A 21,359-nucleotide genomic window follows, 5' to 3' on the forward strand; every position below is an offset into this window, starting at 1 on the left:
CCGTATGACGGGCCGCCTTATCGAATCGGTCAAGCCTTGGCATGAAGCGTCGCGAACGCCTTGTGCAGGTACTGGAGCAGCTCGGCATCGACAAACGAGCCGGCCATCAGTTCGGGCTCGTTGTCATGCGCCTTGCGAAAACGCAGATGTGTCTGCGGATCATCGCCTGCATAACTACGAAAAAGTTCCATCCAGCGTTTGGCGAGCGCCTGCACCGTGGGGGACTCCGGCGCGGTACCCATGGCGATCTCCTTGCGCAGGGCAGCGACCAGTGCCGGCCAATCGTCCATATGCGTGGGATAGTGTTCGCGCATGAAGGCCAGCTCATGCGGCTCCAGATACCGTGCATAGATGGCCATGCGGCCCTCCATCACTGCCTGGCGAACAAAATGTTGAACCTCGGGCGTGATGCGGCTCGCTGCCTGCAACGCCGGTTCGCTTGCATGCATCTTGTCCAGGCGATCGAGGAAATCGGCGTTGTTGCCGGTGTCGCGTTGCAGCGTTCGCATCCAGCGCAGGCCAAGGATCTGCGCCTCATGCGCGTCCGGCGGGATACGCCGATCGATCGTGCCTTGCACCATGTCGACCATCGCCGACCATTCGGCCTGGGCGTCGGCATCGTTCAGCATAGGAAAGCGTTCCAGCTCTTCGGGTGAGAAGTAGTTTTCGTACATCGTCATCAGCTCCAGCGTGTCCAGCCATTGGGCCAGGTCGGGGGCCTGTCCTGCCGCCAGTTGCGTGCGCAACTCGATGAGCTGCCGCTTCAGTCGAAGCGCCTGCGCCAGTTCACGCTCGATCTGCGCGAGCTGGCGGTCGATCACCTCGGTCAATGGCACCTGGGGCCCGGACAGGGCGTTGCCGATGTCGGTCAAGCTAAGACCCAACCGACGCAACGCCTGGATACGGTGCAGGCGTTCGATGTTCGCGCGGTCGTAAAGCCGGTAGCCGGCATCGGAGCGCGACGAAGGAACCAGCAGGCCGATGCTGTCGTAATGATGAAGCGTGCGGACCGTTAGCCCGCTCCGCTTGGCAAGTTCACCGACGCTCAACAACATGCCGCTTCCTCCGTCGTGGCTGGAGCGGCAACTTAAGCCCTCACGTTGCGTGAGGGTCAAGCGTTATTTGCGGGGGTGTGGCTGGTTGATCATTCCAGCTGATAGGAAAAACTCAGCCCATAGCGCGGATAGCTTTCGCCGGGCACATGATCGCCGATGGCCTGCGCGGCGGATACATCGACGTTGTAGTGCTTGCCGTCGCTCAGGCGCAGACCGATGGCAAACGTCCTGAGCGTATCGAGCGGCAACTCGGTACCGTGCAGATAAACGCGCGCGACCTGGGCCACCGCATAGGGCGTCAACGACTTGAACCATTTGTACGACGACACAAAGGGACGATTGAGCTCGAACGCCGCGCCCCAGCCGCTGTCGCCCGACACGCTGCCCGGATCGTAGGCAAGCCCGAAGCGCGGGCCGCCGAAACTGATCTGCTCACCCGAGGGCAGGTGGTTGTGGCTGTACTGGCCGGCGAAGCTCACAACCGTACCCCAGTGTTTGCCCCAGCTGTCGCTCTGCGATGCGTTCACGTCGTAACGGGTGAATTTGGTGTCGGTCAGTTCACCCGGAATGATCGCCACATTGCTGAGGATGTCGCTCTGCGCACCCAGCGCGTTCAAACCCTGACCGATGCTCACGCTCACCTTGCGCACGCGTTTGTTGCTCGCCTGGACGAAATCCAGATCCAGATGCAGGACCCGCACACGCGTACGCAACTGCAGCGATACGCCGGTCAGCTGGTTGAAATACATGTCGTCCTGGTTCGAACCGTACAGGCCTGCTCCGGCGACCAGACTGCGTGTCGGTCCAAGCAGCAGGGGATAGGTGAAGGCCAGCCCCAGATGGTCCTGGCGCAGGCGATGGCGCAGATAGGGCGGCAGCGCGTTGTCGTCGATATCCGGGTCGCCGAAGAAATACGAGCCGTCCAGCTTGCTCATGAAGCCATCGGAGCCGAGCATCTGCGAATAACCGGCGGCATAGAATTCCTGTTGCCCGCGGCCATGGGGAAACATTACCGATGCACTGACTTGCTCGGCCATCGGTGTCAGGCCATTTACAAGGCCGTTGACCAGCCCTTGTACGCCGGGATGGTTGAAGTCGATGCCACTGGTGGCGTTGTAGCGTTTGCGCTGCACTTGCAGTTGTAAACGTGTCGCGCCATCGGTCGTCGTGGGAGCGGGAACGTTGGCGGCAATCTTGGCGCCCGGCAACATGCCCAGGATCTGGATGTAACGCTCGAACGTCGCCCGTTTCAACGGGCGGTCGGCCGTAATGTGACGTGCGATCGCACGAATCTTGTGCTCCATATTGCCTGCGTCGCCGGTGATATCCACCGCTGCGACATAACCTTCGACAGCAACGACTTTGACTACGCCCTGCTCGAAGGTCTGTCCCGGCACGTAGCAGAACGACAAGGCATAACCGTGCTGTTGATAAAGCTTGGTGCACGCGTCGGCGGCGGCAAGCAGATCGGACACACGCACGTTCTTTCCGGTCAGCGGCTTGAACAAGGCAGCAACATCGTCGAAGGGAATCGAGTGCACGCCGGCAATATCGACGCGCGAGGGCGTCAGCGTGCTGGCGAGCAGTGCCGCCAGTTGCGGATTCTGCTGTTGCTGCACATTGAGCGTGACGCTCGGTTGAGTTGCCGGCGTATCGACGCGCGGCAATGTCTGCAACGGATTGGCAACCGGTGGTCTGGCTTGCCCCCAGGCGCCGGTCGCCATGGTGGCGGCCAGCGTCGCACCCAGCCATTTCCTCATTTGACGCACTCCTTGAAATCCCACGGGTATGGCCGCGCATGCTCGGGATGCATGGCGAGGATCGACGGGCATAAGAAAGAGGCGGCCGTGCGGCCGCCTCTTTGAGTCACGGCTACTTCTTGTGGCCGCCTAAGATGCCAAGACCGAGCAGGCCGCCCGGATTCTTGTCTCCTGTGTCACCGGTCGCGTTGCCGAGGCTACTGGTCACTCCACCAGTCAAGGCGCTCAAGCCCGACGGTCCCGAGGTAGCGTTGGCCAGTCCATTGACGACATTGTTGAGCGCCGCCGTCACCGGTTGTAACGGGCCGGTGTTGACCGCGGCCGTTACGCCGGTGCCGACGTTCGACACCGTGCCGCCGACCGTGCCTACGACATTGCCGACCACCGACGTGACCGGGTTGAGTGGCGCCAACTGGCCGCTTCCGATGCTTGCCACGGTAGCGCCGACACCGGTCACGGCCTGGCCGGCGCCGGTCACACCGCTACCTGCACCTGCCAAGGTCACGCCGACCGGATTGGCGATGCTGCCCGACTGCCCGAGACCTGCGGTGACACCGCCGCCGATCGTGCTGACTGCGCCGCCCAGCGTCTGCACGCTACCTCCGAGCAATTGCCCAGTCTGGCCGGTGCTGCCGGGTAACGGTGCCGATGCGATCCCTGCACCGATGCCGCTGACCAGGCCGCCAACGCCGCTGGTTGCGCCACCACCGGCCTGAGATACCGCCGCGACCAGGTTGGTCGGGCCCGTACTGCCGCTGCCGTTGGTCTGGCCCAGCGTCAGCACGGGTGTGACGACATTGCTGAGACCTTGCGTCAGCTGGCTGGCCGGACCTGAGCCAAGCAGATGATCGAGCGCCCCACCGCCTTGATTCACGCCCACGCCCAGCGTGGATACGGTCGTGCCGACCAGCGAGGTAATTGGTGCGATCGGCGATCCCTGGAAATCGCCCACGGCCTTGACCGTCTGGCCGAGATCGTTGACCGCCGTTCCCGTGGAGCCAACGACACCGCCCAGACTACCGACGGTTACGCCGACGGGATTGGCGATATTGCCGGTCTGGCCCAGGCCATCGACGACGCCATTGCCGAGCGTGCTGACCGCGCCACCGAGATTGCCGACAACGCCACCAAGTCCTTGTGTGACGCCATTGCTACCGCCGAGCAAGGTCTGTTGGGGAATCTGCGCACCGATACCGGAAATGGTGCCACCCGCATTGCCCACGATCGTGCCGACGCCGGTCACGATGGTGCTGATGACGCCATCCGGAGGAGGCGTGCCGCCACCACCCGTGCCACCACCGGTTCCACCGCCACCGCCTGTACCGCCGCCACCGCCTGTACCGCCACCACCGCCGGTGCCACCACCACCTCCACCTGTGCCGCCACCGCCGCCGGTACCACCACCACCTCCGCCTGTGCCGCCACCGCCGCCGGTGCCACCACCACCTCCACCTGTGCCGCCGCCACCGCCGGTGCCACCACCACCTCCACCTGTGCCGCCGCCATTATCTCCACCACTGCCGCCACCGCCGGAACCACCGCCGCCGGAGCCGCCTCCACCATTATCTCCACCACCGCCTGAGCCACCGCCACCCGCGCCGCCGGGGTTTATCACGCCGCCGCCGCTGGAAGATTTATAAGAGCCGGATCCGGAGCAAGCGGACATCGAGACGGCGGCCGCAATAATGCAGCTCGCTAGCAGGGTCTGCTTTAGCACCGTACTGATACGCGTTTTGTCCATGACCATTCTCCACAAGTGTCCACCGTGTGGCTCAGGCGCGCCTTCAGCTAGTGGGCGAATGGCTCATTAGTTAGAGGTCCCCTGAAGATTAGCCACCCCTTAATCCGAACTAATGGTGGGAGGGCGATAACCGATTAACTGATATTGGCAGTTCAGTTATCCTCAGCATCTCATCCGGATGGGGTGATTATTTAAACTTGACGTGTGAATAAGCAAAACAAAATTCGTTTAAAATTCGTTAAAAGTTATTTATATCGATGTTTATTTTGTGAAGGGCGTTTTGATTTGAAAACATTTATATCCGAAACGTGACTTGGTTTTATTGTTTGCGCCTGGATGGCAGGATTCTTGAATGGTGTATGGGCTAATTTGATTAATTGTATGCAATCGTTTTTTAAAGTCCGACAAATAGACTGTTAATGCCGGATATTTTTCGACCAACGTCTAGTGCGCGCCGCCCGGCCGGTGGTTCAGTCTTGGATGCAAGATCATCCGCACAGGTCGTGGCCATGGGTTATGAGGAGTTCTACCGCCGATCGGTCGAGGAGCCCGAGGCGTTCTGGGCCGAACAGGCGCAATCGATCCACTGGCAGACCCCACCGCGGCAGATTCTGGACGCCTCGCAGCTGCCTTTTCGCCGCTGGTTTGTCGGCGGCATGACCAACCTTTGCTACAACGCGCTCGACCGCCACCTGGCCGAGCGTGGTGACCAGCTTGCACTGGTCGCGATATCCACGGAAACCGATATCACGCGGGAGCTGACCTATCGTGAGCTTCACCGCGAAGTGAATACGTTCGCCGCTGTGCTCGTCTCGCTGGGCGTGGGCAAGGGTGATCGTGTCGTCATCTATATGCCCAATATCGCCGAAGCGGTGTTTGCGATGCTTGCCTGCGCAAGGCTGGGCGCGATCCATTCGGTCGTCTTTGGCGGCTTTGCGGCGCATAACCTCGCCCTGCGTATCGACGACGCGAAGCCCAGGCTGCTGATTGCCGCCGACGCCGGCATGCGTGGCGGCAAGGTCATTCCGTACAAGCCATTGATCGACGCCGCACTGGAGGAAGCACGGTTCGCGCCTGCGCATGTGCTTATCGTGGATCGAAAGCTCGACGCGCAGATGACGCGTATCGCCGGCCGCGATGTCGATTACGGCGAATTGCGGCGCGACTTCGAAAACAGCGACGTACCGGTCACCTGGCTTGAATCCAACGAGCCGAGCTATCTGCTCTATACCTCCGGCACCACCGGCAAGCCAAAAGGGATTCAGCGTGATGTCGGCGGCTACGCGGTAGCCATGGCGATGTCGATCCGTTGGATCTTCGATATCGCTCCCGGGCAGGTGATCTTTTCCACCTCGGACGTCGGCTGGGCGGTAGGCCACTCTTATAATGTGTATGGCCCGCTGATCGGCGGCGCGACCTCGCTGCTTTACGAAGGCCTGCCGATCCGTCCCGATGCAGGTGTGTGGTGGCGGCTGTGCGAGCGCTATCGCGTCCGCACGATGTTCTCGTCGCCCACCGGTATCCGCATACTGAAAAAGCAGGACGCGGCCTGGCTGAAAAAGTACGACCTGTCGCAGCTGAAATGGCTCTTCGTTGCCGGCGAGCCCTTGGACGAGCCTACCGCACACTGGATTACCGAAGGTCTGGGTGTGCCGGTGATCGACAACTACTGGCAGACCGAAACCGGCTGGCCGGCAATTACCTTGATGCCCGGGCTGGAATTGAAGCCGATAAAGTTCGGCTCGCCCGGTTTGCCCGCACCGGGCTATCGCATGAAAGTGATCGACGAAAGCACGGGCCAGGAAGCCGCGGCGGGACAGAAGGGCGTATTGGTGTTCGAACCGCCTTTGCCGCCTGGTTGCCTCACCACTGTCTGGGGTGACGACGAGCGCTATCGCCAAAGCTATTTCAGTCATTTCTCCGAGCTGCTTTACAGCTCGCTGGACTGGGCCATTCGCGACGACCAGGGCTACACCACCATTCTTGGGCGCACCGATGATGTGATCAACGTGGCCGGGCATCGCCTGGGGACGCGGGAAATCGAAGAGTCGGTATCCACGCATCCGGCAGTCGCCGAAGCTGCCGTGATCGGCATGCATGATGAATTGAAAGGGCAGGTGCCCGTGGTATTCGCCACCTTGAAACAGGACATCGGCACGGCGACGGATATCGCCAAGGGGATGCAGCAGCGTGTGGTCGATCTGCTGGGCAGCATCGCCAGGCCGGCGCGTGTGTATGTGGTTGGCGCCTTGCCCAAGACGCGTTCGGGGAAACTGCTGCGGCGCTCCTTGCTGGCGTTGGCGGAGGATCGCGATCCGGGTGACTTGTCGACGCTGGACGATCCCAACGCGCTGGAGGAAATTCGCAAGGCGTTGGAGCGTGGGCCGGATCAGGGCGGCTGATCGTTAACAGGCCCTCGGCCCTGAAAAACAAAACCCCGGCACAAGGCCGGGGCTCTGCCAACACTCGCCCTGCGAGGCGATGCTTAAGCTGCAATCTCTTCTTTCACTTCCACTGGCATGCGGATCAGGTGATCGAATGCGCTGAGCGACGCCTTGGCGCCTTCGCCCATGGCGATGATGATCTGCTTGAACGGCGTCGTCGTGACGTCGCCCGCGGCAAACACACCGGCTACGGAAGTGCGACCATGCGAGTCGACTTCGATCTCGCCACGCGGCGACAGCTTGACCGAGCCCTTCAGCCATTCGGTGTTCGGCAGCAAGCCGATTTGCACGAAGATGCCTTCCAGCTCGACCTTGCGGCTTTCACCGTTGCTGCGATTGGTATAGACCAGGCCCTGCACCTTCTGGCCGTCGCCGATCACTTCGGTAGTCTGCGCACTGACGATGATGTCGACGTTGGGCAGGCTGCGCAGCTTGCGCTGCAGGACATCGTCCGCACGCAACTGGCCGTCGAATTCAAGCAGGGTGACATGGCCCACGATGCCAGCCAGGTCGATCGCTGCTTCGACGCCCGAGTTGCCGCCGCCGATCACCGCCACTTGCTTGCCCTTGAACAGCGGGCCGTCGCAATGCGGGCAATAGGTCACGCCTTTGTTGCGGTATTCCAGCTCGCCCGGCACGCCCATATTGCGCCAGCGGGCGCCGGTGGAAAGGATCACCGACTTGGCCTTCAGTGACGCGCCGTTGGCCAGCTTGATCTCGATCAGGCCGTTGGCGTCTTTAGGCGCGATCAGCTGTTCGGCGCGCTGCGAATTCATGACGTCGACGTCGTACTCGTGCACATGCTGCTCGAGCGCGGCGGCCATCTTCGGGCCTTCCGTGTACGGCACGGAGATGAAGTTCTCGATCGACATGGTGTCGAGCACCTGGCCGCCGAAGCGTTCGGCTGCGACACCGGTACGGATGCCTTTGCGCGCGGCATAAACCGCCGCCGCGGCACCAGCCGGGCCACCACCGACGACGAGCACGTCGAACGGCTTCTTGGCCTTCATCTTCTCCGCATCGCGCTTGGCGGCGCCGGCGTCGATACGGGTGACGATCTGCTCGACCGACATGCGACCGGTATCGAACAGTTCGCCGTTCAAGAAGACGGTCGGCACCGACATCACCTGGCGTGCGTCGACCTCGTCCTGGAACAGCGCGCCATCGACCGCGACATGCTTGATATTGGGATTGAGCACGCTGATCAGGTTCAGCGCCTGCACGGTATCGGGGCAGCTATGGCACGAGAGCGACATGAAGGTCTCGAAGACGAACTCGCCTTCGATATTCTGGATCTGCTCGATCAGTTCGGGTGCGGCCTTGGATGGATGACCGCCCACCTGCAGCAGGGCCAGCACCAGCGAGGTGAACTCGTGGCCCATCGGGATACCGGCAAAGCTCACGCTGACATCGGTGCCCAGGCGATCGATCGAGAACGAGGGCTTGCGCGCACCGTCGGCGCGGCGCAGCGAGATTCGGGGCGACATCGACTCGATGTCTTGCAGCAGGGCGAGGAGTTCCTGCGACTTTTCGCTGTCATCGACAGAGGCCACCAGTTCGATCGGGTGTACGACCTTTTCGAGGTAAGCCTGCAATTGGGTCTTCAGATCGGCGTCCAACATGAGGTGTACTCCAGCGGCTCTAATCAGGGGATGGGTGTTTGTTTCGGGCCGAACACCGCCAAAGCTGCGGCTCAACAGCCCAGCATTTGATGGTCGATACGAAATTCGTGGTGCGGACCCGGCGAGCGTGCCGGGTCCGCTGCAAGCCCGTAGGGATCGGGCTGCGAGTCACAAGAAGCGTTGGCTTAGATCTTGCCAACCAGGTTCAGCGACGGCTTGAGGGTCTTCTCGCCTTCCTTCCACTTGGCCGGGCACACTTCGCCCGGATGGGCGGCGACGTACTGAGCGGCCTTGACCTTGCGCAGCAGCTCGCTGGCGTCGCGGCCGATACCGTTGTCGTGGATTTCGCACAGCTTGATCTGGCCTTCCGGATTGATCACGAAGGTGCCGCGCAGGGCCAGGCCTTCTTCTTCGATCATCACGTCGAAGTTGCGGGTGATCGTGCCGGTCGGGTCGGCGAGCATCGTGTAGTTGACCTTGCCGATCGCCTCGGAGGTGTCGTGCCAGGCCTTGTGGGAGAAGTGCGTGTCGGTCGAAACCGAATAGATCTCAACGCCCAGCTTCTGGAACTCGGCGTAATGGTCTGCGAGGTCTTCCAGTTCGGTCGGGCAGACGAAGGTGAAGTCGGCCGGGTAGAACACCACCACGGACCACTTACCCTTCAGCGAGGCGTCCGTGACTTCGACGAACTGGCCGTTCTTGTAAGCCTGTGCCTTGAACGGTTTGATTTCGGTGTTGATCAACGACATCGTTATTTCTCGCGTGGTTGGTTGGAAACCACGTATTTTACGCAAGTGCAGCAATAAATCTAATTGATAGTTGGGATTGGGTTGATTGGCTACGGCTATCGATGTGATGGAAGTGCTTGATCTATCAGGGTGATGCTTCTTCGTTGCGGCGTAATCGCGCATCGACCACCGTGGCGGTGACGATGTCGCTGCCGACATTTACCGTGGTGCGCAGCATGTCCAGGATCCGGTCCACCCCCAGCACGATGCCGATGCCCTCGGCCGGCACCTCGAAGGTGACCAGCAGGCCGGCGATCAGGGGCAGCGAACCGCCAGGTATTCCGGCCACCGCCACCGCGCTCAACACGGCCAGCAACATCAACACGGCCTGCTGAGCCAGCGATAGTTCGACGCCAAAGGCCTGCGCCACGAACAGCACCACGCAGCCCTCGAACAAGGCCGTGCCGCTCATGTTCATGGTCGCGCCCAGTGGCAGTACGAACCCGGCTGTCGTCGGCGACAGTTTCAATTCGTCACGCGCAATGGCGAGCGAGGCGGGCAGGGAGGCGCTGCTGGAACTGGTCGAGAATGCCGTGATCAGCAGTGGGCGAATCTGTTTGAAGTAAGCCAGCGGCCGCCGCCGGGTGAACAGGCGCAGCCAAAGTGACAAGGTGCCGAACAGGTGCAGCAGCAAGGCCACCGAGCAGCTCACCACGAATACGGACAAGGTCAGCAGGATGTCCACGCCGACTTTCACGATGACGCTGTAGATCATCGCCGGCACGGCATAGGGCGCGAGCTTGAGCGCAAAGCCGACGATACCGGTCATGACTTCGCAGATCAGGTCCAGGCCGGCTTGAAAGCGGGCGCGTTTTTCTTCGCCCAGTTGCGTCGCCGCGGCGCCGACCAGGATGGCGAACAGAATCAAGGGGAGTACATCGCCCAACGCGCCACGATTCTGGCCGATAAAGGCCCCGAACAGGTTGCGCGGCATGAACATGTCCACCAGCACCGCCAGGCTCATCGAAGGTTGCCCGCGCCCGACGTCCACCGCCTTCTGCGCACTGCCGCCGTACTCGCTCATGAGCAACTGCTGTGAACCGATAGCCAGATGATGACCGGGCTGCAGCAGGTTCATCATGATCAGGCCGATCGTCACCGCGATGGCCATATTGGCGAAGAACAGGGCGAACGTGCGGCCGGCGAGTGGGCCGAGCCGATCCAGCCGGCCCAGCTGCGTGATGCCCGACGCCAATGAGGCAAATACCAGCGGGATCACCACGAAGAACAGCAGGCGCAGGAAAATTTGACCAAAGGGATCAAGCAGGGTCGTAGCTATGGAACGTGCGCTTGTCAACGCGTCCGGATAAAACTGGCCGATGCCCAGTGTGGTCACGCCAGCGACCACACCGATCGCCAAGCCCCAAAGAATGCGTGTTGCCAGGGATTTCGTTGTTGTACTCATGAACTTCAATGTACGTGGCTGGGGAGATCGCGTCATGTCGGCGCTTGTCCCTGCTCTCATCCGTGATTGACCTACAATGTTGCTGTGCAATAACGACAGGCGAACGAGGTTTTCGCCAGTGCGCTAAAATAGCATTTTTATCCGGAGGCGATATGGCCCAGCTTGCATCTCCCGGCGCGCGATTCCGCGACGCCCTGGCCGCCGAACAACCCTTGCAGGTGATTGGTGCGATCAATGCCAATCACGCCTTGTTGGCCAAACGTGCAGGCTACCGTGCGATCTATCTCTCGGGCGGCGGCGTTGCGGCCGGTTCGCTGGGTTTGCCTGACCTGGGCATCAACACGCTCGAAGACGTGCTGATCGATGTGCGCCGCATCACCGACGTGTGCGACACGCCGCTGATGGTGGACATCGATACGGGGTTCGGCCCTAGCGCGTTCAATATTGCGCGTACGGTCAAGAGCCTGATCAAGGCCGGCGCCGCTGCTTGCCATATCGAGGATCAGGTGGGCGCCAAGCGTTGCGGTCATCGCCCAGGCAAGGAAATTGTCTCCGCCAGCGAAATGGCCGACCGCGTCAAGGCGGCTGCCGATGCCAAGACCGACTCGGACTTCTTTCTGATTGCCCGCACCGACGCCATCGCGGTCGACGGTGTGGATGCCGCGATCGAACGCGCCATCGCCTGCGTCGAAGCCGGGGCCGACGGCATTTTCGCCGAGGCCGCCTATGACTTGCCGACGTACCGTCGTTTCGTCGATGCGGTGAAGGTGCCGGTGCTTGCCAATATCACCGAGTTCGGCCAGACGCCGCTGTTCAGCGTCGACGAGCTGCGTACCGCCGGTGTGAGCATTGTGCTGTACCCGCTCTCCGCCTTCCGTGCGATGAACAAGGCCGCGGAGAACGTGTACACCACGATTCGACGTGATGGCCATCAGCGCAACGTGATCGACAGCATGCAGACGCGCGAAGAACTCTACGACCGTATCGGCTACCACGACTTCGAAAAGCGCCTGGACGCGCTGTTCGCAAAGCAAAGCTGAAACCCCATTCCCAGCAAGGGCGCATGCCGCCCTTGCGTTGCTTTAAGGCATCTCCAGGAGAGTCACTGATGAGTGAGCAAACCCTTCCCAAGGCCAAGAAATCCGTCGCTCTTTCCGGCGTGGCTGCGGGTAACACCGCATTGTGTACCGTCGGCCGCAGCGGCAACGACCTGCACTATCGCGGTTACGACATTCACGATCTGGCCGCCAAGGGCTGCTTCGAGGAAGTCGCTTACCTTCTGGTGCACGGCGTATTGCCGAACTGGTCCGAGCTCAACGCCTATCGCGCCAAGTTGAAGCGCTTGCGTGGCCTGCCGGCACCGGTCAAAAGTGCGCTGGAATTGTTGCCCGCCGCGACCCATCCGATGGACGTCATGCGCACGGGTTGTTCGGCGCTCGGTACGGTGCTGCCGGAGAAGGACGATCATAACGTCACCGGCGCACGTGACATTGCCGATCGCTTGATGGCCTGCTTCGGTTCGATTCTGCTGTACTGGTATCACTTCAGCCACAACGGCAAGCGCATCGAGACGGTGACCGAGGACGAGTCGATCGCGGCCCATTTCCTGCACCTGTTGCATGGCAAGAAGCCCAGCGAGCTGCATGCGCAGGCCTTGGACAAGTCGCTGGTGCTGTATGCCGAGCATGAGTTCAACGCTTCGACCTTTACTGCACGCGTCATCGCCGGTACCGGCTCGGACATCTATTCCGCAATCACCGGTGCGATCGGTGCGCTGCGTGGCCCCAAGCACGGCGGTGCCAACGAAGTAGCGATGGAAATCATCGCGCGCTATCGCAATGCGGCCGATGCAGAGGCGGATATCCGCGCCCGTGTGGAGCGCAAGGAAATCATCATCGGCTTCGGTCATCCGGTTTACACCGTGTCCGATCCGCGCAACGAGATTATCAAGGAGATCTCGCGCAAGCTGTGCACCGACGGCGGCAATCCGACCCTGTTCGACGTGTCCGAGCGTATCGAGAAGCTGATGTGGGACCTCAAGAAGATGTTCCCGAACCTCGACTGGTACTCGGCCAGCGCGTATCACATGATGGGCGTGCCCACGGCGATGTTCACACCGCTGTTCGTCATTGCCCGCACGTCCGGTTGGAGTGCGCATGTGATCGAACAGCGCGAGGACGGCAAGATCATTCGTCCGAGCGCGAACTACACGGGCCCGGATGATCTGGCTTACGTGCCGATCGAAAAACGCTGAGTTTTAGGTGATGTGTTGACAGGCAGGGGCGTTATCGCCCCTGCCTTTTCTTTTGTCCCGAGTCAGTCGCGACCGGCATCAGCTTGTACTCAAAACCCAAGCTGAAGAAACGACCGGACAGGTGTAACACGTGCGATACACGTGCCCTGAGTTTGCGCGCTCGTGTCGAGTAGTGCGTTCCAAGTGCATGAAATCCATCACGACATGACATGCACTGCAACCTGAATACCCCGTCGATCAGGCATACCTATGTAACAGCCACGTATCACTCGGCCGTCCAAACGGCTGAACGAGATGCCGTTGAATGGCTGGGATATGATTCAATTGATTGATTTATATTGATTATTTGTAGAGTCGCGCCGTCCCTGCGACATGGCACACAAGCTGCAAGACGTGAGCGCTGCAACGAAAGACAAACAGGGGGTTACCGCATCGTTCACGGAGACCCAATCATGCGCAAGACTCTACTTGTAACAGCCGTATGCCTCGGACTGGGATTTGCACTTCCGGCCTTGGCGGATGATACGCAGACCGGCGGAGCCGGACCCAGCGCACAGCGCCATTCAAGCGTGACTGCCGACGCGTATGCCAATGGACTGGGCAGCGCAGCGGCCAATAACGGAGGAACCGCGACCTCGTCGGTCGCCAGCTCGTTCAATACCAGTAACGCCATCGCAACCAGCACGCTCGACGGTACCGTTACCGATATCCGCATCCACGATATCGGCAACGTTGCTCGCAATACGGGTGACGCCAGCGGTGGCAACGGCGGCGCGGGCGGTCGTGGTTATGGCGGCGACGGCACCGGTGGCCGTGGTGGCTCAGGCGGCGATGGCGGTAACGCGCGTTCGCACAGCGGCGCAGTAGGCGATGCCGATAGTGCCAGCGGCGACACCGGCGCACTCAGTGCGGCATCCGGTGGAAACAGCAACGGTGACAGCGGCAACGCACGCAACCATCAACGTGGTGCCGGCAACGGTACCGCAACGACGGGTGCGGCAACCTGGGCAGGCGGTGCGGGCACAGGTGGCGCGTCGACGGCAAGCAGCGGTGCTTCAACCGCGACTGGCGGTACCAGTGGTTCGTCGGCGAGTACCGGCGGAGCTGGTGGTGCCGGCGGTGCAGGTGCCGAAGGCATGGGCGGTGCGGGGTCTGGTGGTGCCGGTGGTGCAGGCGCGGCGGGTGGCTCGGCCATGGCCGATGCAGGCACGTTCAACATGTCCAACACCATGGACAGTGCGGCAGCGGCGGCGGCAGGCGTAAGCGTCATTGCTCAGAACAGCGGCCTTGGCTCGCTGATCCAGCAAAGCGTAAACGTGCAGGCCAATCTCAACGTCGGTCCATAAGATCGCTAACGACATCGGGGGGCGCGCAAGCGCCCCTCGATCGTTGCGGCGAATGAGGGAGTACACGCCATGCGATCCCATCGATATCTGCTCGGCCTTCTCTGCGCTTGCGTTAGCGTCGGCGCGTTAGCGTCCGATCCACCGCAATCGACAGACGCCCACGATGTCGCCGGCTTTGGCCGCAGCATCGACAGCAACGCCCTGGCGAAGCTGAGCGGCGGAACCAATGTCACGTCGAACATGACCCTGACCGGCACGGTCAGCAACAATGTCGATACCAATGTGGCAACCGGGCTCAACGATATTTCATCCGGCTCGTTCAGCGGTGCCACGGGCATACCGATGGTTATCCAGAACACCGGTAACAACGTTCTTATCCAAAACGCCACTATTCTCAACGTGCAGTTCCAGCCGTGATGAAGAGGCGCGCTCTATGCTGCGGATTGGTCCTGCTGCTGGCGCCGCTGTGCGCCGCTGCGGTGGATCTGACCGGTGTGCAGGGCGAGGGCTATCGCCTGCACATCACCAGTCTGAAAGAAGCGCGCTTCAAGAACACGGTGCGGCAGAAGTACGACTTCAGCTGCGGCTCGGCGGCGGTAGCGACGCTGCTGACCTATCAATACGGTTATCCGGTCAACGAAGAAACCGCGTTTGCGCAAATGTATGCGCACGGCGACCGTTCCAAGATCAACAAGGAAGGTTTCTCGCTGCTGGACATCAAGATGTTCCTTGCGGCCAACGGCTTCGACGCCGATGGGTTCCAGGTGCCGCTGGAGAAGCTGGAAGAAGAAAACCTCCCCGCGATCGCGCTGGTCGACGAGCGCGGCTATCACCATTTCGTGGTGATCAAGGGCGTGCGCGATGGGCGTGTATTGATCGGTGATCCGGCGCTTGGCACGCGTTCGGTGCCGATCGCTCAGTTCGAGGCGAGCTGGAAGAACGGCTTGGTCTTTGTGATTCACAACCGCCGCAATCAGGCGGTATTCAACAGCGCGAAGGACTGGCGCGTCGTGCCGATGGCACCGCTGGGCCTGAGCATCGATCGCAGCGGGCTTGATCGGATCACCATCCCCAAACGCGGTCCGGGCGATATCTAGGCGATGACGTCATGACCTTCCAGCGCACATTGATTATCGGAATCGTTCTCAGCCTTGCAAGCCAGGCGGTGTTCGCAGCCGATGGCATCGGATATTGGCAGCCGGTCAGCGACCAGCGCCTTGAGCAAATGCGTGGCGGCTTCGATCTGGGCAGCGGCATCGTGGCATCGCTGGGCATCGACCGCGCGGTCTATATCAACGGAAACCTGGTCACCAGTACCAGCATCAACATCCCCGACATCAGTCACATCAGCAGCGCTCAGGCGACAGCGCTGGCAGCGGTGATGAATACGGCCAACCTGGTGCAGAACGGTCCCGGCAACAGCGTCGACCCATCGACGCTGAGCCAGGCGCGCGGGGCAACGATCATCCAGAACACCTTGAACAATCAGCAGATCCAGGCACTGACCACGCTCAATGTGGGCACCAATAGCCTGAATCTGTTTCGCGCCATGGGACTGCAAGACAGCCTGCAATCGGCATTGATCGGTTCGCAGGGACATTGAGGCTTGGACTTTGGGGGAACGTCGATGGCACAGGGATCATGGAAAAAGCAGTGTGCAGTCGGATGTCTGGCTAGCCTGGGCATACTGAGCGGCGCCGTCGTCGCACAGCAGACGCCCGATGACGTCCAGCCGGCGCCCGACGTGCGCCAGCGCATTTCCGAGCAGGGTCAGCATATCGACGAGATGCGCGACAAGATCGATGCGCAGCTCGAACAATTGGCCGCGATGCAACGCGAACTGGCCAAGCAGGAGGCGGACTATCGCGCATTGCGCCATGCAGTCGGCATGGATGTGCTCGACAAGCAACGCGCCGGCAATATCGCCGCGGGCGGCAGTCGCGCCTCGGCACTGCCAATGCCCGCCGCTGACGCGATAGCCGCCGCCGATGCCGCTACCGACGACACCAGGCAGCCTGTCGGTCAGGCGCCGCAGCACGACGATCGCCCTCCGGAGGTGGCGCCCATCTTCGATCAGCCCGGTGTGCTGACGCCGCGTGGCAAGCTGGTGGTCGAGCCGTCTTACCAGTTCGGTTATTCCTCGGCCGACCGCGTCGCGCTGGTGGGCTATACGGTGATTCCGGCGATTCTTATCGGCTTGATCGATGCCCGCCAGGTCAAGACTACGACGCAGACAGGCGCTGTCGCAGCGCGCTACGGCATCACCAATCGGTTGGAAGTGGAGGTGCGTGTGCCGTATGTCTACGCGCACACCGACACGATCAGTCGCGAGATATTTACCGGCACGGCGCAAGACAATGTATTCACTACCAGCGGTCACGGCATCGGCGACGTCGAAGCCACCGCGCGTTATCAGGTCAACGACGGCGGCGCGGACAAGGCTTATTACATCGCGTGGTTGCGTTTCAAATCGCGCACCGGCACCGACCCCTTCGAAGTGACGACCGATTGCGTGACGCGCTGCGTGCAGAATGCGACCGGCACCGGACTGCCGCTGCAATCGCCGACCGGATCGGGCTTCTATTCCCTGCAGCCGGGCGTGACCTGGCTCTATCCGTCTGACCCGGTGGTGTTCTTCGGTAACCTGAGCTACCTGCACAATTTCCCGCGCGACAACGTCACACGCAATCTGGTGCTTGCCGGCAAGGAAAATCTGGGCAAAGTAAAGCTGGGCGATATCGTCGATGTCAGCATCGGCATGGGTCTGGCCTTGAACGAGAAGGCCTCTTTCAGCATCGGCTACGACCAGAGCTTTATCGGCACCACCAAGCAGAACAATCAGACGGTGCCTGGTTCGGCCAAGTCGGTACTGGGCACGCTATTGATCGGCGGTTCGTATCGCTTCAACCCCAAGCGCACGGTCAACTTCACCCTGGGTGTCGGCGTGACGCGCGACACCCCGGATGCGACGGTGACGGTGCGCGTGCCGATGATGTATTAAGAGCAGGAGTGAGTGTTCAGGAGTGAGGAGTGAGAGCGGCTCGCCCCCGCGTTCGGCTCCTTGATCACTCACTTCTCACTCCTCTCCACACACTCCTGCTCTAACAATCCTGCGCTTCTGCATCCACCAGCCACCGCCGCACACCAGCGCAACCAGCAATACGTCCAGCACGTACTTCATCCACTCGCGCGCGTCGAACCAAGCCGATATCAGATGGTCGTGAGCGATCATGCGCGCTGCGGTCCATGCAATCGCCGCAGCGCCGATATAGATGATGATCGGAAAGCGTTCGATCAGCTTGAGGATCAGCGTCGAGCCCCACACCACCAGCGGCACGCTGATCGCCAGGCCGATGATCACCAGCCCCATATGCCCGCTCGACGCGCCGGCGATTGCCAACACGTTGTCCAGGCCCATCAAGGCATCGGCAACGATGATCGTGCGCAGCGCCGCCCAGAAGTTGCCGGCCGGATTGATGTGATGATCGTTGCCGTCCTCGGTTTTCAACAGCTTCCACGCGATCGGCAAGAGCAGCAGGCCGCCGGCCAGCATCAGGCCCGGCAGCTTGAGCAAATAAACGACCACAGCGGTCAAGGCGACACGCACCGCGACGGCGCCGAAGGTGCCCCAGAACACGGCCTTCTTTTGCAGCTGCTTGGGAAGATTGCGTGCGGCCAGCGCGATCACGATCGCGTTATCGCCCGCAAGCACGAGGTCGAGCAGGATGATCGCCAGGAGGCTGGAGAGAAAATCGGTACCGGTCAGTTCCATGCGGGTTTCCTTGCGCGCTTGACTCATGCGACGACGGCAGGCGCGCGCGGCCTGCGGTCATCGCAAAAGTCTCGTTCGCAGCCAGTGCCGCCGTGGCGCCCGGAGCGGAGTGTCCGCTCGTGATGACGATCGCCACACAGGTGCTTGCCCAAGATGAGCCAGCTGCCCGGAACTACTCCCCTTTGGGATGTAAGTACGGCGCGGATTGTACAGGTGGGAGGGGAAGGGCGGTAGCGTGCTGCGTCACGACGTGCCCTGGCCAGGCCCCTCCGGCTAGAATGGGCGTTTTCCTCTCGACGAGACTCGCCCCATGAGTGCGCACGACATCCGTTCCGCCAAGCGTCCCGATCCCGACCAGCCGATGGTCGACATCGCCAACTACGTGGTCGACTACAAGATCGACTCGAAGGAGGCTTACGACACGGCGCGCTACATGCTGCTCGACTCGCTGGGCACGTCGATGTTGGCGATGAAGTTTCCCGAATGCGTGAAGCATCTGGGGCCGGTCGTCCCGGGCGCGAACATGGTCGGCGGCGCACGCGTGCCTGGTACCAGCCACGAGCTCGACCCGGTGCAGGCCGCGTTCGCCATCGGTACGCAGATCCGCTGGCTCGATTTCAACGACACCTGGCTGGCGGCCGAGTGGGGTCATCCGTCGGATAACCTCGGCAGCATCCTGGCCGTGGCCGATTACTTGAGCCGCAAGGCCGAGCGTGAAGGCGGCAAGGCGCTGACCGTGCGCGACGTGCTGACCTACGCGATCAAGGCCCACGAGATCCAGGGCTGCTACGCGCTCAAGAACAGCTTCAACCGCGTCGGTCAGGATCACGTCATCCTGGTGCGCCTGGCCTCGACGGCCGTCGCCACCGCGATGCTTGGCGGCGACAAGGAGCAGATCACCACCGCCGTGTCGCATAGCTGGATCGACAACGGTGCGCTGCGTACTTACCGCCACGCGCCCAACACCGGTCCGCGCAAGAGCTGGGCTGCCGGTGATGCCTGCCGTCGTGCCGTCACGCACGCCATCAATGCCGTGTATCGCGGCGTGGTGGGTTATCCGTCCGCGCTGTCGGCCAAGACCTGGGGCTATTACGACGTCGCCTTCAAAGGCAACGCGTTCGAGTTCGAGCGCCCGTTCGGCAGCTACGTGATGGAGAACGTGCTGTTCAAGATCAGCTTCCCGGCGGAATTCCACGCCCAGACGGCGGTGGAGTGCGCGATGCAACTGCACGGCCAGGTCGCCGGCAAGCTCGACCAGATCGAAAAGATCGTCCTGGAGACCCAGGAAGCGGGTTGCCGCATCATCGACAAGACCGGTCCGCTGGCCAACTACGCCGATCGCGATCACTGCATCCAGTACATGGTGGCCGTGCCGCTGATCTTCGGTCGCCTGACCGCGGACGACTACAACGACGACGTCGCCGCCGACCCGCGTATCGATGCACTGCGCGACAAGATGGAAGTGCGCGAGAACCCGCAGTTCACCAAGGACTACTTCGATCCCGACAAGCGCTACATCGGCAACTCGGTGCAGGTGTTCTTCAAGGACGGCACCAGCACGGAGAAGGTCTCGATCGACTTCCCGATCGGCCACCGCAACCGTCGCGGCGAAGGCATTCCGGTGCTGCTGAAGAAGTTCGAGGCGGCTATGCGTGGTCACCTGCCGGCCCATAAGGTCAAGGCGATCCTCGAGGCCACCCAGGATCCGGCCAAGCTCGATGCCATGCCCATTCACGATTTCATGACGCTTTTTGCGGTTTAAATCGATGTGAGCCGAAACTGAACGGGCGCGTCTGGTAAATCCCTAAATGTTTAGTTTTTGCTAAACTGCCGGCGCCCGTACTGGATCCAAGTAATCCCCGCTCTGCGTGCCGCGTTAAATCGATGCGAGCGCCAGGTGCCCCGAAGCGCATACGAAGAAAAACCAAGAAAGGAGATATCCAATGAATCGTAAGGGCCTGTATTTTCTGATCGCCCTGGCTCTGGGTGGCGTTGGCGCCGCTCATGCACAGGATCAGGCGGCTTCGAGCACGCCGAGCTACGACGGCCGCTGGTACATCGCGCCGACCGTTGGCGGCTACTACAACGATACCGATCGCAACACCAACAGCCGTCAGGTTTACTACGGTCTGGGCGTCGGCCGCTTCATCTCGCCGAACGCGTCGATCGACCTGTTCATCGACCGCACCAAGCGCGACCGTGATGGCGCCGTCGGTGGCGGCAACTGGTCGAACAACAACTACGGTGTGACCGGTCGCTGGTACTTCGGTGATTGGAACTCGTTCCGTCCGTACATCCTGGGCGGCATCATGGGCAGCTACCACCACGACCGTGGTGACAAGGGCTGGTCGCCGGCCGCCGAGCTGGGCGTGGGCGTGTCCAAGACGATCACCGACAGCTCCGACATCCGCGTCGAAGCTGGCTACCGTTATGACTGGGACGACAAGTCGCAGACCGAAACCAACAGCGCCCGCGCGCAGGACGGCTACGGTGACTGGTTCCTGGGCCTGAGCATCGTGTCGCGCTTTGGCGAACCGGCTGCTGCCCCGGCTCCGGCCGCTGCCCCGCCGCCGGCTGCGCCGGATTGCTCGAAGCTCGATAGCGACGGCGACGGCGTGAACGATTGCGACGACAAGTGCCCGAACACCCCGGCCGGTACGATCGTCGGTCCGGACGGTTGCCCGCAGAAGGTCGTGATCGACCTGCGCGGCGTGAACTTCAAGTTCGACTACCCGAAGATCGGCCACGTGAAGGCGGCTGAAATTGGTAAGGCCCTGGCCGAGCCGACCGCTGACTCGATCGCGATCCTGGATCAGGCTGTCGACACGCTGCAGCGTTACCCGCAGGTCCACGTGACCGTTGCTGGTTACACCGACGGCGTGGGTAAGGACGCGTACAACCAGAAGCTGTCGGAGCGTCGCGCACAGATCGTGTACGACTACCTGACCTCGCACGGTATCGACGCGAGCCGTCTGGAAGGCCCGATTGGCCACGGCAAGAACGACCCGATCGACACCAATGCTACCGATGCCGGCCGCGCGCGTAACCGCCGCACCGAGCTGCAGGTTCAGCAGTAATCGATCTGGTGTAAAGCAGCACCGAGAAGCCCGGCGAAAGCCGGGCTTTTCTTTTGGGGTTTTGGGGGAGCTACCGGTGCCCGTCATGGGGTCGA

At 61.5% G+C, this 21,359-nt stretch carries 17 protein-coding genes; 10 read left to right on the top strand and 7 right to left on the bottom strand.

The genetic code is table 11. From position 1 onward, the window contains the following. Positions 1-29: 29 nt before the first annotated feature. The 3 genes from QMG46_RS11075 to QMG46_RS11085 all read right to left on the bottom strand — a co-directional run bounded on the left by QMG46_RS11075 (position 30) and on the right by QMG46_RS11085 (position 4,556). Positions 30-1,055, bottom strand: coding sequence for a MerR family transcriptional regulator (locus QMG46_RS11075; RefSeq protein WP_281852569.1), 1,026 nt, complete (start codon positions 1,053-1,055; stop codon positions 30-32). Between the two features lie 89 nt (positions 1,056-1,144). Beyond that, positions 1,145-2,815, bottom strand: coding sequence for a ShlB/FhaC/HecB family hemolysin secretion/activation protein (locus tag QMG46_RS11080; protein WP_281852570.1), 1,671 nt, complete (start codon positions 2,813-2,815; stop codon positions 1,145-1,147). Between the two features lie 112 nt (positions 2,816-2,927). Continuing rightward, the gene (locus QMG46_RS11085; RefSeq protein WP_281852571.1) at positions 2,928-4,556 is read right to left on the bottom strand and encodes a collagen-like triple helix repeat-containing protein; all 1,629 of its coding nucleotides are present in this window, start codon (positions 4,554-4,556) and stop codon (positions 2,928-2,930) included. A 509-nt stretch (positions 4,557-5,065) separates the two neighbouring features. On the opposite strand from QMG46_RS11085, the gene prpE reads away from it, so the two are divergent. Further along, positions 5,066-6,958 (top strand): propionate--CoA ligase, encoded by a 1,893-nt coding sequence (gene prpE / locus QMG46_RS11090; protein WP_281852872.1) that lies wholly within the window; start codon positions 5,066-5,068, stop codon positions 6,956-6,958. Between the two features lie 83 nt (positions 6,959-7,041). Here the strand turns inward: prpE and ahpF are convergent, their stop codons facing one another. The 3 genes from ahpF to QMG46_RS11105 form a co-directional block, all read right to left on the bottom strand. Next, positions 7,042-8,622, bottom strand: coding sequence for an alkyl hydroperoxide reductase subunit F (ahpF, locus tag QMG46_RS11095; RefSeq protein WP_281852572.1), 1,581 nt, complete (start codon positions 8,620-8,622; stop codon positions 7,042-7,044). A gap of 185 nt (positions 8,623-8,807) precedes the next feature. Next, positions 8,808-9,371 (bottom strand): alkyl hydroperoxide reductase subunit C, encoded by a 564-nt coding sequence (gene ahpC, locus QMG46_RS11100; protein WP_281852573.1) that lies wholly within the window; start codon positions 9,369-9,371, stop codon positions 8,808-8,810. 124 nt (positions 9,372-9,495) lie between these two features. Further along, positions 9,496-10,815, bottom strand: coding sequence for a dicarboxylate/amino acid:cation symporter (locus QMG46_RS11105; protein ID WP_281852574.1), 1,320 nt, complete (start codon positions 10,813-10,815; stop codon positions 9,496-9,498). Positions 10,816-10,967: 152 nt separating this feature from the next. Here QMG46_RS11105 and prpB point away from each other — a divergent pair, with 152 nt between their 5' ends. The 7 genes from prpB to QMG46_RS11140 all read left to right on the top strand — a co-directional run bounded on the left by prpB (position 10,968) and on the right by QMG46_RS11140 (position 17,416). Then, positions 10,968-11,855, top strand: coding sequence for a methylisocitrate lyase (gene prpB / locus QMG46_RS11110; RefSeq protein WP_281852575.1), 888 nt, complete (start codon positions 10,968-10,970; stop codon positions 11,853-11,855). A 68-nt stretch (positions 11,856-11,923) separates the two neighbouring features. Further along, positions 11,924-13,069: a bifunctional 2-methylcitrate synthase/citrate synthase gene (gene prpC, locus QMG46_RS11115; protein ID WP_281852576.1), complete on the top strand. Its 1,146-nt coding sequence runs from the start codon at positions 11,924-11,926 to the stop codon at positions 13,067-13,069. Positions 13,070-13,521: 452 nt separating this feature from the next. After that, complete coding sequence (locus QMG46_RS11120) at positions 13,522-14,415, top strand: hypothetical protein (protein ID WP_281852577.1); 894 nt, start codon at positions 13,522-13,524, stop codon at positions 14,413-14,415. Positions 14,416-14,484: 69 nt separating this feature from the next. Beyond that, positions 14,485-14,832, top strand: coding sequence for a hypothetical protein (locus QMG46_RS11125; protein ID WP_281852578.1), 348 nt, complete (start codon positions 14,485-14,487; stop codon positions 14,830-14,832). Then, a complete protein-coding gene (locus QMG46_RS11130; protein ID WP_281852873.1) occupies positions 14,832-15,512 on the top strand; it encodes a C39 family peptidase in 681 nt (226 codons plus the stop codon). Before QMG46_RS11125 ends, QMG46_RS11130 begins: the two co-directional genes overlap by 1 nt. Positions 15,513-15,523: 11 nt before the next feature. Continuing rightward, positions 15,524-16,018, top strand: coding sequence for a hypothetical protein (locus tag QMG46_RS11135; protein WP_281852579.1), 495 nt, complete (start codon positions 15,524-15,526; stop codon positions 16,016-16,018). 24 nt (positions 16,019-16,042) lie between these two features. Continuing rightward, entirely contained in the window at positions 16,043-17,416 is a 1,374-nt protein-coding gene (locus tag QMG46_RS11140) for an acetate kinase (RefSeq protein ID WP_281852580.1), read from the top strand. Positions 17,417-17,491: 75 nt separating this feature from the next. On the opposite strand, the gene QMG46_RS11145 is transcribed toward QMG46_RS11140, so the two are convergent. Beyond that, positions 17,492-18,187 carry a TerC family protein gene (locus tag QMG46_RS11145; RefSeq protein WP_281852581.1) on the bottom strand — a complete coding sequence of 232 codons (696 nt, stop codon included), beginning with the start codon at positions 18,185-18,187 and terminating at the stop codon, positions 17,492-17,494. Between the two features lie 310 nt (positions 18,188-18,497). Between QMG46_RS11145 and QMG46_RS11150 the strand changes: the two genes are divergently transcribed. Together QMG46_RS11150 and QMG46_RS11155 are read left to right on the top strand one after the other, a co-directional pair. Further along, positions 18,498-19,949 (top strand): bifunctional 2-methylcitrate dehydratase/aconitate hydratase, encoded by a 1,452-nt coding sequence (locus QMG46_RS11150; protein ID WP_281852582.1) that lies wholly within the window; start codon positions 18,498-18,500, stop codon positions 19,947-19,949. A 181-nt stretch (positions 19,950-20,130) separates the two neighbouring features. Beyond that, positions 20,131-21,264 (top strand): OmpA family protein, encoded by a 1,134-nt coding sequence (locus tag QMG46_RS11155; protein ID WP_281852583.1) that lies wholly within the window; start codon positions 20,131-20,133, stop codon positions 21,262-21,264. Positions 21,265-21,359 lie beyond the last annotated feature (95 nt).

This window comes from Dyella sp. GSA-30 (assembly GCF_027924605.1).
In the GTDB taxonomy this organism is placed as follows: Bacteria; Pseudomonadota; Gammaproteobacteria; order Xanthomonadales; family Rhodanobacteraceae; genus GSA-30.